Origin of the sequence: Thermocatellispora tengchongensis (assembly GCF_014202315.1) — a bacterium.
Lineage (GTDB): Bacteria > Actinomycetota > Actinomycetes > Streptosporangiales > Streptosporangiaceae > Thermocatellispora > Thermocatellispora tengchongensis.
Genome location: NZ_JACHGN010000001.1, coordinates 133,569 through 146,895, shown reverse-complemented (window position 1 = coordinate 146,895; position 13,327 = coordinate 133,569). Strand labels below are relative to the sequence as shown.

The window sequence follows — 13,327 nt, the reverse complement described above, 5'->3', positions numbered from 1 at the left end:
GGTTGGCGGATTCCAGGGCGGCCTGCCCCGCGGGCCGGATGCTCAACCCTCTCCCAAACGATTCGGTAAGAACAAGGGGCACACCGGTTACGTGCTGGTCAAAACATCGGCACCGCGCAATCACGCGCCGATGACGCGGCCACGGGTCATCCGCCGGTGACCAGCCAGGAGTCTCCGTACGCGCGTCCGCCCAGCGTGACCAGCCGGGCCGCCATCCACACCCCGATCGCCAGCCACAGCGCGACCAGCCCGCCGCCCGCGTACACCACCAGCCCGGCCGCGGGCAGGAAGGCCAGCGTCGTCCACACCCCCGCCCAGGCCAGGTAGCGCCGGTCCCCGGCGCCGATGAGCACCCCGTCCAGCACGAACACCACGCCCGCGATCGGTTGTAGCAGCGCCACGATCCACAGCACCGCGGCCAGCTCCACGGCCACCCGCGGCTCCGCGTCGAACAGCGCGGGCACCCACGGCCGCGCGACGGCCGTCGCCACGCCGAGCACCACCCCCGACCCCACCCCCCAGACCACCATGCGCGCGGTGGCGGCCCGGGTCGCGGCGACGTCGCCGGCGCCCAGTGCGCGCCCGGTGATCGCCTGCCCGGCGATGGCGATGGCGTCCAGGGCGAAGGCCATCAGGGTCCAGATCTGGAACGCGATGGCGTGCGCGGCGATCTGGGCGTCGCCCATGCGGGTCGCGGCCACCGAGGCGACCACCAGCACGACGCGCAGGCACGCCGTGCGTACGAGGAGGGCGAACCCCGCCGTCCCCGCGGCCCTGATCCCGGCCAGGTCGGGCCGCAACGGCGCACCGTACCGGCGGGCGCCCCGGACCACCACCACGACGTACACGGCGGCCCCCAGCCCCTGCGCCAGCACCGTGCCCCACGCCGACCCCGCGATCCCGAACCCCAGCCCGAGCACGAACCACGCGTTGAGCACCGCGTTGAGCGCGAACGACCCTACCGACACCACCAGCGGCGTCACGGTGTCCTGCAACCCGCGCAGCACCCCCGTGCCCGCCAGCACGACCAGCAGCGCGGGCACCCCGAACAGGCTGATCCGCAGATAGGTGACGGCCTGCGCCGCCAGCCCCGGAGACGCCCCGAACACCTCCACGACGACCGGCGCCAGCGGCCACCCCACCACCACGATCCCGACCCCGATCGCCACCGCCAGCCACAGCCCGTCCACCCCCATCCTGATCCCCTGCCGCGGATTCCCGGCCCCCACCTGCCGCGCCACCGCCGCCGTGGTCCCATAGGCCAGGAACACACACAGATTCACCAGCGTCCCCAACGCGGCCCCCGCCACCCCCAGGGCCCCCACCGCCGACGTCCCGATCCGCCCCACGATCGCGTAGTCGACAAGCAGGAACAGCGGTTCCGCCACCAACGCCCCGAACGCCGGCACCGCCAACCGCAGAATCTCCCGATCCACCCCCCGCCCCCGAACCCCCTTCACGCCCCCTCACCCCGCACAGGGCCGCATGGCAGCCGCCCTTCGGCAGGGCGGGTTCGCGTCGTGTGGTCCTCGGGGGGAGGGGTGCTCCCCGGGGCGCCGCAGCGCGGCCGCGGTTCGGCCCGGCGGCCTTCGGCAAGGTGGTCTCGCATCGTGTGGTCCTCGGCGGGAGGGGCGGTGCTCGGGGTGCCGCGAGACGAGCGCTCCTGGGCCGGGCTGTTTTCCACAGGGCGGCTTCGCCGTGGACGCCCCTTGGCTGTGCCGCCCTCCATGAAGTGGCTCCGAGCCGCGTGCCGATCATCCGGAGCGCTTGCTGTGGGGCGGTTGCCGCGTGCGCGGCCTCCGTGGAGCTCGTGGAGTTCGCCCACGAGAGCACTGTGCGGCGTGCGCCCGTGAGGCGGAGTGGGGTCGAGCAGGCGGCTTCGAGCCGGGCGTTCCTCAACCGGGCGATCGTCCACAGGCGTGCGTTCCTCGGCCGGGCGACTGTCCACAAGGGTGCGTTCCGCAGCGGGACGACCGTCCACGAGCGCGGGGTCGCCGGTGGGAGCGGGCCAGGGCGTGTCTCCCTTGGCCGGAGCGTCGTGAGGCGTAGGTCGCTCGGTAGGTCGCTCGGTGGGAACGCTTCGAAGCGGCGGGGGCGCCTCGGGGCGCCGTCTCCTGTCCTGCCTGCCCAGGGGGCGGGCATGGCGCCGGACTCGGCAGGGGGCGGGCTCTGGGCGGGCCGGTGGAGCGAGGGGGTGGGGCTGGTCCGGCGTAAGGGACATCTCTTTATTTTGCCTATTACCTAGAGATCATCTTCATCGGGCCCGGCGTGTTGCCCCGACTTTCTTTCGTCCACAGCCGGTGGAAACTGTTCGTGCAGGTAGACGCCATGATCGTCCCCCTGTGGAGATGTTATCCACAGCGCTTGTCCCCAGGCCGTTCACACCTTCGGGCCAGTAACACACACGTTGCCCACAGGTCTGTCCACAGGCCGCGTTGCCGAGTCGGTCGGACGGCGCGAAACTGTCTGTCCGGTCGTCTAGAAGTGGGGGTGGGACGGCCACCGGATCGAGGGGGTGAGCGGTGGACGAAGAGGCGCCGGTCTTCGGAGCGGGGTTCGAGCGGACACCCCCGAACAACATCGAGGCCGAGCAGTCCGTCCTCGGGGGCATGCTGCTGTCCAAGGACGCCATCGCGGACGTCGTCGAGGTGCTCAGGTCCGACGACTTCTACCGTCCCGCCCACCAGATCATCTACGACATCATCACCGACCTCTACGGCCGGGGCGAGCCCGCCGACGCCGTCACGGTCATGGACGAGTTGCAGAAGCGCGGCCAGGTCGCGCGGGTCGGCGGTGGCGCGTACGTGCACACCCTGACCGCCGTCGTCCCGACCGCGGCCAACGCCGGCTACTACGCGAAGATCGTGCGTGAGCAGGCCGTCCTGCGCCGCCTCATCGAGGCCGGCACCCGCATCGTCTCCTACGGCTACGGCGGCCAGAACGAAGAGGTCGACGACCTCGTGGACCGCGCCCAGGCCGAGATCTACAAGGTCACCGAGCGCCGCACGTCCGAGGACTACCTTCCTCTGTCCGAGATCATGCCCGGCGCCCTGGACGAGATCGAGGCCATCGGCAGCCGCGCCGGTCAGATGGTCGGAGTCCCCACCGGCTTCCAGGATCTCGACGCCCTCACCAACGGCCTCCACCCCGGCCAGATGATCGTCGTCGCGGCGCGTCCGGCCATCGGCAAGGCCCTCGCGCTCGACACGCCCCTGCCCACGCCCGACGGGTGGACGACGATGGGCGAGGTGCAGGTGGGCGACCACCTCATCGGCGCCGACGGTAAGCCGACCCGGGTCGTGGCGGCGACCGGCGTCATGGTCGGCCGGCCCTGTTACGAGGTCGAGTTCAGCGACGGCACGGTGATCGCGGCCGACGCCGAGCACCAGTGGCTCACCGAGACCGGCGATTTCCGCGGGCCCGCCCAGCGGGTTGCCTTGGGGCGGGACCAGGCGACATTCGCCTCCGTCAAGACCACGGCCGAGATCGCCGCGACACTCCGCTGCCGAACGGAGGATCGGCGGCTCGACCACGGCGTCCCGGTCGCCGCGCCCCTCGCGGTGGAGGAACGCGAGCTGCCGCTGCCGCCGTACACGCTGGGTGTGTGGCTGGGCGAGGGCCACAGCGACGAGGCCCGCTTCACCACCGCCGATCCTGAGATCGTCAGCGAGATCGAGCAGGAGGGCCTGCGGGCCGTACGCCAGGGCGACATCCTCTACCGGCTCGACTTCCCCGAGCCCGACCCCCTCTGCGGGGGATGCCGCGATGATCAGGGGGGTGTTGAGGCGGTTCTGCGCCGTATGGGGGTGCTCGGTGACAAGCACATCCCGCTCGCGTACCTGCGCGCGTCGGAGCGGCAGCGGCGGGCGCTCCTGGCCGGTCTGCTCGACACCGGCGTCGGCCACATCGACCCGAGCGGCACCGTACGGCTCGCGGTGACCGGCGAGCGGCTCGCGCACGACGCCTGGGAGTTGATCCTCAGCCTGGGCTACCAGGCCACGATGACCACCGATCGGGCCGAGGGTCGTACGCAGGCGGGCCCCATCGGCTACGCGATCACCTTCACCCCCGCCGACAAGGTGTTCCGGCTGCCCAGGAAGGCCGCGCGGCAGAACACCGGCGCGCATCCGGCGGCGCGCTATCGCTACATCACCGACATCCGTCCGGTCGAGTCGGTGCCCGTCCGGTGCGTCGAGGTGGACAACGAACACCACCTCTACCTCGCCGGTCCGACCTGGATTCCGACGCACAACAGCACGCTGGGGCTGGACTTCGCCAGGTCCGCGGCGATCAAGCATGGGATGACCACGGTCATCTTCTCGCTGGAGATGTCCCGCAACGAGATCACCATGCGGTTGTTGTCGGCCGAGGCGCGGGTGCCGTTGCACACCATGCGCTCGGGGATGATGAACGACGACGACTGGACTCGCCTCGCCCGGCGGATGAGCGAGGTCGCCGAGGCGCCGCTGTACATCGACGACTCGCCCAACATGTCGATGATGGAGATCCGGGCCAAGTGCCGACGACTCAAGCAGCGCCACGACCTGCGCTTCGTGATCGTGGACTACCTCCAGCTCATGAGCTCGCCGAAGAAGACCGAGAGCCGCCAGCAGGAGGTCTCGGAGATCTCCCGTGCGCTGAAGCTGCTGGCCAAGGAGCTGGAGGTCCCGGTGATCGCGATCTCCCAGCTCAACCGCGGCCCGGAACAGCGAACCGACAAACGCCCCCAAGTGAGCGACCTTCGCGAATCCGGATCTATTGAGCAGGACGCGGACATGGTGATCCTGCTGCATCGGGAGGACGCGTACGAGCGGGAGTCACCGCGGGCCGGGGAGGCCGACCTGATCGTGGCCAAGCACCGTAACGGGCCCACGGCGACGGTGACCGTGGCGTTCCAGGGGCACTACAGCCGGTTCGTGGACATGGCCGCGCACTGACGGGGGTTGTGCGGGCTCGGCCGGTCACTCGGGCGGGCGCGTGATGGTGTCACTTGGGCGGGCGTGCGGTGGTGTCACTCGGGCGGGCGTGCGGTGGCGTCATGCCGGTCGCTGCCGGCCAGGCGGCCGAGCCATTCGCCGAGGAGGTGCTGCTCGGCGCTGCTCAGCGTCGTCTGCTCGGGCAGTACGGCACGCAGGGCGCGGGCGGCGGCCGGGAGGCCGGACCCCTGCACGGCGGGCTTGTCGTTGGTGACGGCGGTGACCATCGACTCCCGCATGGCGGTCAGCAGGGCCGGGTCGCGCTGGTCTTCGGGCAGTGACAGCCAGGTGAGCACGGCGCCGCGCGCCGTCGCGTGGATGAGGTTGGCCGCGAGGCGTTCGTCCACGCGCAGCCGGCCGCCGGCCGCGAGGCGGTGGATGCGTTCCACGAGGATCCGCATGCCGGCCTGGAACGCGGCCGACGTGGTGCCGCGTCGGGGCTCGCCGTACATCAGCGCGTACAGCTCGGGGTTGGACAGGCCGAACTCGACGGCGAGGTCCCAGCCCGCACGCAGGTCCTCGATCGGGTCGTCGGCGGCGGGGGCGGCGTGTTTGGCCGCGAGGAACCTGGCGTATCCGTGCTCGGCCACCGCGTCGAGCAGCCCGTCCATGTCGGCGAAGTGGCGGTAGATCGCCGGCGGCTGGACCCCGGCCGCCGCCGCGACCGCGCGGGTGGTGACCGCGTCGCGGCCTTCGCGCGCGAGCAGGTCGGCGGCGGCCTCGATCACGCGCCGGCGGATGAGCTCCCGCTTGTCGGCCGCGGCCTCCGGCACGGCGGCAGGAGTGACGTCATCCATGGTTCCTCCAGGCATGTATCGACGATACGACCGATGGCGAACCACCGGTTCGTCCTGGATCGGTCGGGCGGCGCGGGCCAACGAGTACGTGGATCGGGTGCGTGGGCCATCGAGTGCTACGTGCGGGTGCTGGAGGGCGGGGGCGAGGACGGGGCGGGCGGGCGCGCCTGCCGCCGGCCGCGGGGCCTCGATTACGCTTGAGCAGGCGGACGACGTGGACGCGCTCGCCCGCCGCACGGCCGGGGCGGGCGGGACCGCCGGGTTCCCGGTGGCGGACCGGGAGGAGGAGGGGCGCGGCGGCAGGGGCGCCGAGTCCTCCGGCCAGGTGTTGATCATCTCACAGCGGGGTTCGGGATAGCGATGACGGTGCGCGGGGTGCTGTTCGACGTCGATGACACGCTGTTCGCCTATTCGGCGTGCGAGCGGGCCGGGCTGCTGCGGTACCTCGCGGCCGAGGGAATGCTGGAGGCGTTCGGCACGCCGGACGACGCGGTGGCGCTCTGGCACCGGATCATGGAGGAGGAGTACCCCCGGTTCCTGGCCGGGGAGCTGACCTTCGCGGGGCAGCAGGTGGCGCGCGCCCGGCGGTTCCTGGCCCATGCGGGGCGGGCGACGTCGCCGGAGCAGGCCGCGGCGTGGTTCGCGGGGTACCGGGAGGTCCGGGAGGAGGTCGAGGCGGCGTACGGGGTGTTCCCGGACGCGCTGCCCGCCCTGGAGGCGCTCGCGGGCCGGGTGCGGCTGGGGGTGGTGTCGAACTCCTCGCTGCCGCACCAGTGCAGGAAGCTGCGGGCCGTGGGGCTGCTCGGTCACTTCGGCGACGCGCTGGTCTGCTCGGGCGAGCATGGCGTGGCCAAGCCCGATCCGAGCATCTTCCTGGCGGGGTGCGCGGCGCTGGGGCTGGAGGCGTACGAGGTGGCCTATGTCGGCGACCGGTACGACGTGGACGCGCTCGGGGCGCGCGACGCCGGGCTGCGGGCGTACTGGCTGGTCCGCGACGGGCACGGCGAGAGGCACGGCGACGGGCACAGCGAGAGGCAGGGCGATGGGCACGGCGAGAGGCAGGGCGACGGGCACGGCGAGAGGCGCGGCGATGGGCACGGCGACGGGCGTCCCGATGGGCATACTGGGGGGCACGGTGTCGGTGATGACGGGATCACGGTGATCCGGTCGCTGGATGAGCTGGTCGCGGCCGTCGATGGGGGTGCATGGTAGGGCTGGCCCTACCATGAGCCCGGGTGATGGCGGGATTCCGCGGGAGGTGCGATCCTCCCGACACTTGAGATCGCCCCTTCGGGCGGAAGTGTCGCATCGACGTGAGGAGACCCGTGTCCAGCACTGTCACGCTCGACCCGCCCGACCGACCAGATGCGACCGGAACGAGGGGCAGCGATTTCGCGCGGTTGTCGCGGCGGATCGCCCAGGCCGGGCTGATGGATCGCCGGCCGGGGTACTACGCCGTGAGGTTCGCCGTCGTCGGGGCCCTGTACGCCGGGGGCTGGGCCGCGGTGTTCCTGGTCGGCGACTCGTGGGCGCAGCTCGCGGTCGCGGCGTTCCTCGCGGTGGTGTTCGCCCAGGTCGCCCTGGTGGCGCACGACCTCGCGCACCGTCAGGTGTTCCGCACCCGCCGCCCCACCGAGATCGCCGGGCTGCTGGTGGGCAACCTGCTGATCGGCATGGCGTACGGCTGGTGGACCGACAAGCACACCCGGCACCACGCCAACCCCAACCACGAGGAGCGCGACCCGGACGTGAGCCCGGAGGTCCTGGTGTGGTCGCGGGGCCAGGCGGAGCGCAGCCGCGGGGTGTCGCGCTTCATCGGGCGGTGGCAGGCGTACCTGTTCTTCCCGCTGCTCACCCTGGAAGGGGTGAACCTGCACGTGAGCAGCTTCCGCGCGCTGGCGCGGCCGGGGTATCGCCGGCGCGGGATCGAGGGGGCGCTGCTGGCCGGGCACGTCGTGCTGTTCCTGGTGGCCGTGTTCAGCGCGATGCCGTTCGGGATGGCGCTGGCGTTCGTGGCGGTGAACCAGGCGGTGTTCGGCGTCTACCTGGGCTGCACGTTCGCGCCCAACCACAAGGGCATGCCGATGCTCACCGGCGACGACCGGCTGGACTTCCTGCGCCGCCAGGTGCTCACCTCCAGGAACGTCACCGGCGGGCTCGCGATGGACATCGCGCTCGGCGGGCTGAACCACCAGATCGAGCACCACCTGTTCCCGAGCATGCCGGCGCCGAACCTGCGCCGGGCGCGGCCGATCGTGCGGGCATACTGCGCGGAGATCGGGGTGGACTACCAGGAGTGCGGGCTGATCGAGTCGTACGCGCGGGCGCTGCGGCACATGCACGAGATCGGCGCGCCGCTGCGCTCGGGTACAGTGGATTCATGACCTGCCGCGCGTCGCGTCTGCGTTCGCAGAACTGGTGGTGGCCGTCCTAGGACGGTCGCCGAGACGCGCATGAACCGCGGGCCGTCCCTTCGGACGGCCCGTTCGTCGTCGCCGGGTCCTGTCCGCGGGGTGGCCCCCACACACGGGAGACCTGATGACGACCAAGCAGCGGATGCTGACCGGCGACCGGCCGACCGGGCGGCTTCACCTCGGCCACTACGTGGGCAGCATCGTGAACCGGCGCGCGTTGCAGCGGGCGTACGAGAGCTATTTCATCATCGCCGACCTGCACATGCTGACCACGAAGAACAGCCGCGAGGAGATCGCGGCGGCGGGAGCGCGCGCCCGCGAGATGGTGCTGGACGGGCTGGCCGCGGGGCTGGACCCGGAGCTGTCGGTGTTCTACCTCCAGTCGGCGATCCCCGAGGTCGCGGAGATCAACACGCTGCTGCAGAACCTGGTGACGGTGCCGCGGTTGCAGCGCATCCCGAGCCTGAAGGACATGGCGCGCGACGCGGGCAAGGAGGAGATGCCGTACGGCCTGCTCGGCTACCCGGTGCTCCAGGCCGCGGACATCCTGTGCGTGAAGGCGCACGCGGTGCCGGTCGGCAAGGACAACGCGGCGCACGTCGAGGTGGCGCGGGAGATCGCGCGCCGGTTCAACGCCCTGTACGGCGAGACGTTCCCGGTGCCCGAGCTGGTGCCGGGTGAGGTGCCCACGCTGGTCGGCACGGACGGCCAGGCCAAGATGAGCAAGAGCATCGGGAACGTCATCTACCTGTCGGACTCCGCGGAGGAGGTGCGCCGGAAGGTCATGGCGATGTACACCGACCCGAACCGGGTCAGGGCCGACATCCCTGGCCGGGTCGAGGGCAACCCGGTGTTCGTCTACCACGACGCGTTCAACGCCGACCGGGCCGAGGTGGCCGATCTCAAGGAGCGCTACCGCGCCGGCCGGGTCGGCGACGTCGAGGTGAAGACCAAGCTGGCCGCGGCGATCAACGCGTTCCTGGAGCCGATGCGGGAGCGGCGGGCCGAGTACGAGGCGCGCGACGGCTTCGTGGAGCGGTTGATCGTGGAGGGCACCGAGCGCACGCGGGCCGTGGTCCGGCAGACCGTGCACGACATGCGCGAGGCGATGGGGCTCAACGGGATCTACGCCGGGTTCCGCCGCGCCTGCGGGGTGCCGGTGGGGTGAAGGCCGGGGTCACGCACCGGCGCGGATGCGCGTGACCACCGCGCCGTCCTCGACGAGCGGGCGGCGGCGCGCGGCTACACCTGGGGCAGGAGCACCAGCCGGCCGCGTACGCCGCCCGCCGCGAGCCGTTCCTGCGCCTCGCCGGCGCGCGCCAGGGGCAGGGTGCCGGCGACGCGGGTGGTGAGCCTGCCCTGCTCGACCAGGCGGATCAGCTCGGCGAGCTGCCGGCCGTCGGCGCGGACCCACACCTTGGCGACGCGGGTGCCGCGCAGCGCGGGCGGGGCGGCGTGGTCGAGCACGGCGGCCAGCGATCCCCCGTTGCGCACCGCGTCCAGTGCCCGTACGCCGATCGCCGCCGCGTCCAGGGCGCCGTCCACGCCGCCGGGCACGACCGCGCGCACGGCCTCGCCCAGCTCCTCCTGGCGCGGGACGAAGTGCTCGGCGCCGAACGCGCGTACCTGCTTCTCGTCGTCGGGACCGGCCACCGCGACCACGCGCAGGCCGCGCAGCGCGGCCAGCTCCACCGCGTAGCCGCCGACCGCCCCTGCGGCGCCGGTGACCAGCAGCGTGTCACCGGGGGCCAGGCCGAACCCGGCGAGGAGGTCCAGCCCCTGCAGCGCGGTGAGCCCGTTCAGCGGGATCGTGGCCGCCTCGGCGAAGCCGAGCGAGCCGGGGATGTGGGCCACGGCGCCGGCGTCGAGCACGATGTACTCCGCGTACGCCGCCGTCGATCGGTCCAGCCGGTCCGACAGCGCCGCCACCCGGTCGCCCGGGGCGAACCCCGGCACCTGCGAGGCGTCCACCGTGCCGGCGACGTCCCAGCCCAGGCCGTGTTCCGGCCGCGCGGCCACCAGCCCGGCCGAGGTCATCATGCCGATGCGGGTCGCGACGTCCACGATGTTCACCGCCGCCGCCTCGACCTTGATCCGCACCTGGCCGGGCCCCGGCTCGGGCAGCGGGGTCTCCACGATCCGCAGGGCCTCCGGGCCGCCGTACTCGCGAACCACCACAGCACGCATGTGTTCCGTCTCCTTCGTCGGTTGCCGAACGGCTATGACCGTAAGGAGTGTTACTCTCTGCGGGGAAGTACGTACCTTGAGGTGCGTACCGTACGCCGAGGAGCGTGACGCGATGGCCACCCAGACCGCCGCCCAGCGCAGGGAAGCGGCGAAGGCCGCATATGACGCCTTCCTGGCCTGCTGCCCGGCCAGGCAACTGCTCGACACGATCAGCGACAAGTGGGTGACGCTGATCCTGGCGGCCCTGTCCGACGGGCCCAAGCGCTACAGCGAGCTGTCCCGGATCATCGCCGGGGTGAGCCAGAAGATGCTCACCCAGAGCCTGCGCACCCTGGAGCGCGACGGCCTGGTGAGCCGCACGGTCACGCCCAGGGTCCCGGTGCGGGTGGACTACGAGCTGACCACGCTCGGCCGCGGGCTCCAGGAGATCATGGGCACCATGAAGCGCTGGGCCGAGCGGAACATAGAGGAGGTGCACGCGGCCCGCGCGGCCTACGACACGCGCGAGAACTCCCCGGCGGGTCGCGCCGCCGCCGGGTAGTCCGGGATGATCTCGCGAGGAGCACGAGATCGGGAGGCTGCACATGGTGTTCGAGACGCTGGATGAGCGGTTCCGCGCGTGCCGCGGCGACCGGCGGGTCGAGAAGCTGTACGAGGGGTGCCGGTGGGCCGAGGGGCCCGCGTACTTCCCCGCGCACCGCTACCTGGTGTGGAGCGACATCCCGAACGACCGCATGCTGCGCTGGGACGAGACCACCGGCCAGGTCGGCGTCTTCCGCAGCCCGGCCGGCTACACCAACGGCAACACCGTGGACCGCCAGGGCCGGCTGATCTCCTGCGAGCACGGCAACCGCCGCGTCACCCGCACCGAGCACGACGGGTCGATCACCGTCATCGCCGACCGATGGCAGGGCAAGCGGCTCAACAGCCCCAACGACGTGGTGGAGAAGTCCGACGGCTCGATCTGGTTCACCGACCCGTCGTACGGGATCGACAGCGACTACGAGGGCCACCGCGCCGACAGCGAGATCGGCGGCTGCCACGTCTACCGCGCCGACCCGGTCACCGGCGAGGTACGCCGGGTCGCCGACGACTTCGACCGCCCCAACGGGCTGGCGTTCTCCCTGGACGAGCGGCACCTGTACATCGCCGACAGCGGGGTCGCCCTCATCCGCAGGCTCAAGGTCACCGAGGAGGGCACGCTGCAGGACGACGGCGAGTTCGCCCGCTGCACGTCCGGGGGCTTCGACGGCCTCCGCCTGGACGGCGCGGGCCGGATCTGGGCCGCCGCCGGCGACGGCGTGCACTGCTACGACCCCGACGGCACCCTCATCGGCAAGATCCTGATCCCCGAGACCGTGTCCAACCTGACCTTCGGCGGCCCCAAGCGCAACCGCCTGTTCGTGACCGCCACCAGCTCGATCTACTCCCTGTTCCTGACGGTGACCGGTCCCCGATGACCGCCCACCGCCCCGTCGCCGCCCCCACTCCGGACGACCTGGAGGCCGCCTGGCGGGTCGTCCGCGCCCACCTGGCCCCCAGCCCGCTCGACCCGGGCGAGGGCACCCCCGCCGAGCCGGCGCTGAAGCTGGAGAGCCTGCAGCCCACCGGCGCGTTCAAGATCCGGGGCGCGTTGAGCGCGCTGTCGCGGGTGCCCGCCGGGGTGCGCGTGGTCACCGCCTCGGCGGGCAACCACGCCCTGGGCATCGCCCACGCCGGCCGCATCCTGGGCCGCCCCGCCACCGTGGTGGTGCCCGAGACGGCCTCCCCGGCCAAGGTGGACCGGCTGCGCCGCCTCGGGGTGGACCTGGTCGTCACCGGCGCGACGTACGACGAGGCCGAGCGGCACGCCCAGGAACTGGCCGAGGCGGGGGCGCACTACCTGTCGGCGTACAACGACCCGCACGTGATCGCCGGCCAGGCCACGATCGGCCGCGAACTGGACGCCCAGCTCGCCGGCTCGCGCGGGCCCGTCACCGTCGTCTGCCCGATCGGCGGCGGCGGCCTCGCCTCGGGCCTCGGACTGTGGGCCGCCGGCCGTCCGGACGTCCGCGTCGTCGGCGTGGAAGCCGCGGCCTCCACCGCCGTCTCGGCCGCCGTCGCGGCCGGCCACCAGGTCCCGGTGGAGGTCGGCCCCACCATCGCCGACGGCCTGGCCGGCAACATCGAACCCGGCTCGGTCACGGTCGATCTGATCGCCCGCCACGTCCACAGCCTCGTCACCGTCGAGGAACACGAGATCCACGCCGCCCTGGCCCACCTCGCCACCGCCCGGGGCTACGTCGCCGAGGGCGCGGGCGCGGCAGCCGTCGCGGCCCTGCTCACCGGCAAGGTGCAGGGCGAGGGCACCCACGTGGCGATCGTCTCCGGCCGCAACATCACCCCGGAAACCCTGGCCGCGTCCTTGACCCGCGCCCCGCACCCCCGGCGCTCGGACTAGTGCTCGGGGCCCGTGCCCGGCACGGGCCGGCTTTGGGCTGGTGCTCTGGGCCCGTGCCCGGCACGGGCCCGGTTTGAGCTGGTGCTCCGGGCCTGTGCGCAGCACGGGCCCGGATTGGGCTGGTGCTCGGGGCCCGTGCCCGGCACGGGCCCGGTTTGAGCTGGTGCTCCGGGCCTGTGCGCAGCGCGGGCCCGGTTTGGGCTGGTGCTCGGGGCCCGTGCACCGCACGGGTTCGGTTCGGGGGCCCTGGATGCTTGCGGGCGCCCTCCCGGTCTCCGGCCGGTGCCGTGCCCACTCCGCCCCATCGCCGGCGCGCGCGGGGTTCGCCCGCGCCGTACCGCGCCGTACAGGTCGCCACCGCCGTCGCGCGCCGGAAGCGGGTCGATGGGCAGGCCGCCCGGGTCGCGTGTCCGGCCCGCGGGGGCGGTTGCTGCGCTCCCGCCGCTTCTCGGCCAGACACCACCGACGCCCGAGCCCGGCGCCACCGACCGCCGATGGGGCGGCTGTTGGGCC

General features: G+C 72.6%; 11 protein-coding genes. 8 read left to right on the top strand and 3 right to left on the bottom strand.

Features of this window, described 5'->3' with window-relative positions; all coding sequences use genetic code 11:
* Positions 1 to 146 precede the first annotated feature (146 nt).
* Positions 147 to 1,436, bottom strand: coding sequence for an MATE family efflux transporter (locus HNP84_RS00670; protein WP_312923275.1), 1,290 nt, complete (start codon positions 1,434 to 1,436; stop codon positions 147 to 149).
* A 1,086-nt stretch (positions 1,437 to 2,522) separates the two neighbouring features.
* Between HNP84_RS00670 and dnaB the strand changes: the two genes are divergently transcribed.
* Positions 2,523 to 4,937: a replicative DNA helicase gene (dnaB, locus tag HNP84_RS00665; protein WP_486401718.1), complete on the top strand. Its 2,415-nt coding sequence runs from the start codon at positions 2,523 to 2,525 to the stop codon at positions 4,935 to 4,937.
* Between the two features lie 74 nt (positions 4,938 to 5,011).
* On the opposite strand, the gene HNP84_RS00660 is transcribed toward dnaB, so the two are convergent.
* A complete protein-coding gene (locus HNP84_RS00660; protein ID WP_185047342.1) occupies positions 5,012 to 5,773 on the bottom strand; it encodes a TetR/AcrR family transcriptional regulator in 762 nt (253 codons plus the stop codon).
* 214 nt (positions 5,774 to 5,987) lie between these two features.
* Between HNP84_RS00660 and HNP84_RS00655 the strand changes: the two genes are divergently transcribed.
* From HNP84_RS00655 to trpS, 4 genes are all read left to right on the top strand, one after another.
* Positions 5,988 to 6,131, top strand: coding sequence for a hypothetical protein (locus HNP84_RS00655; protein ID WP_185047341.1), 144 nt, complete (start codon positions 5,988 to 5,990; stop codon positions 6,129 to 6,131).
* A gap of 2 nt (positions 6,132 to 6,133) precedes the next feature.
* Positions 6,134 to 6,985 (top strand): HAD family hydrolase, encoded by an 852-nt coding sequence (locus tag HNP84_RS00650; RefSeq protein ID WP_185047340.1) that lies wholly within the window; start codon positions 6,134 to 6,136, stop codon positions 6,983 to 6,985.
* Positions 6,986 to 7,098: 113 nt separating this feature from the next.
* Positions 7,099 to 8,157, top strand: coding sequence for a fatty acid desaturase family protein (locus tag HNP84_RS00645; RefSeq protein ID WP_376771805.1), 1,059 nt, complete (start codon positions 7,099 to 7,101; stop codon positions 8,155 to 8,157).
* A 154-nt stretch (positions 8,158 to 8,311) separates the two neighbouring features.
* Entirely contained in the window at positions 8,312 to 9,355 is a 1,044-nt protein-coding gene (trpS, locus tag HNP84_RS00640) for a tryptophan--tRNA ligase (RefSeq protein WP_221335714.1), read from the top strand.
* Positions 9,356 to 9,429: 74 nt separating this feature from the next.
* On the opposite strand, the gene HNP84_RS00635 is transcribed toward trpS, so the two are convergent.
* The gene (locus HNP84_RS00635; protein ID WP_185047339.1) at positions 9,430 to 10,374 is read right to left on the bottom strand and encodes an NADP-dependent oxidoreductase; all 945 of its coding nucleotides are present in this window, start codon (positions 10,372 to 10,374) and stop codon (positions 9,430 to 9,432) included.
* A gap of 112 nt (positions 10,375 to 10,486) precedes the next feature.
* Between HNP84_RS00635 and HNP84_RS00630 the strand changes: the two genes are divergently transcribed.
* The 3 genes from HNP84_RS00630 to HNP84_RS00620 are packed head-to-tail and all read left to right on the top strand — an operon-like array spanning position 10,487 to position 12,814.
* Positions 10,487 to 10,915 (top strand): winged helix-turn-helix transcriptional regulator, encoded by a 429-nt coding sequence (locus HNP84_RS00630; protein WP_185047338.1) that lies wholly within the window; start codon positions 10,487 to 10,489, stop codon positions 10,913 to 10,915.
* A gap of 43 nt (positions 10,916 to 10,958) precedes the next feature.
* Positions 10,959 to 11,834: an SMP-30/gluconolactonase/LRE family protein gene (locus HNP84_RS00625; RefSeq protein ID WP_185047337.1), complete on the top strand. Its 876-nt coding sequence runs from the start codon at positions 10,959 to 10,961 to the stop codon at positions 11,832 to 11,834.
* On the top strand, positions 11,831 to 12,814 hold the full coding sequence (locus HNP84_RS00620) for a threonine ammonia-lyase (protein ID WP_185047336.1): 984 nt from the start codon (positions 11,831 to 11,833) through the stop codon (positions 12,812 to 12,814). The genes HNP84_RS00625 and HNP84_RS00620 overlap by 4 nt, the downstream gene beginning before the upstream one ends.
* The last annotated feature ends 513 nt before the right edge of the window (positions 12,815 to 13,327 follow it).

Excerpts from the sequence above, each read along its gene's own strand:
- trpS (WP_221335714.1), top strand. The coding sequence starts at position 8,312 with ATGACGACCAAGCAGCGGATGCTGACCGGCGACCGGCCGACCGGGCGG.
- HNP84_RS00625 (WP_185047337.1), top strand. The coding sequence starts at position 10,959 with ATGGTGTTCGAGACGCTGGATGAGCGGTTCCGCGCGTGCCGCGGCGAC.
- HNP84_RS00620 (WP_185047336.1), top strand. The coding sequence starts at position 11,831 with ATGACCGCCCACCGCCCCGTCGCCGCCCCCACTCCGGACGACCTGGAG.
- HNP84_RS00650 (WP_185047340.1), top strand. The coding sequence starts at position 6,134 with ATGACGGTGCGCGGGGTGCTGTTCGACGTCGATGACACGCTGTTCGCC.
- HNP84_RS00630 (WP_185047338.1), top strand. The coding sequence starts at position 10,487 with ATGGCCACCCAGACCGCCGCCCAGCGCAGGGAAGCGGCGAAGGCCGCA.
- HNP84_RS00660 (WP_185047342.1), bottom strand. The coding sequence starts at position 5,773 with ATGGATGACGTCACTCCTGCCGCCGTGCCGGAGGCCGCGGCCGACAAG.
- HNP84_RS00635 (WP_185047339.1), bottom strand. The coding sequence starts at position 10,374 with ATGCGTGCTGTGGTGGTTCGCGAGTACGGCGGCCCGGAGGCCCTGCGG.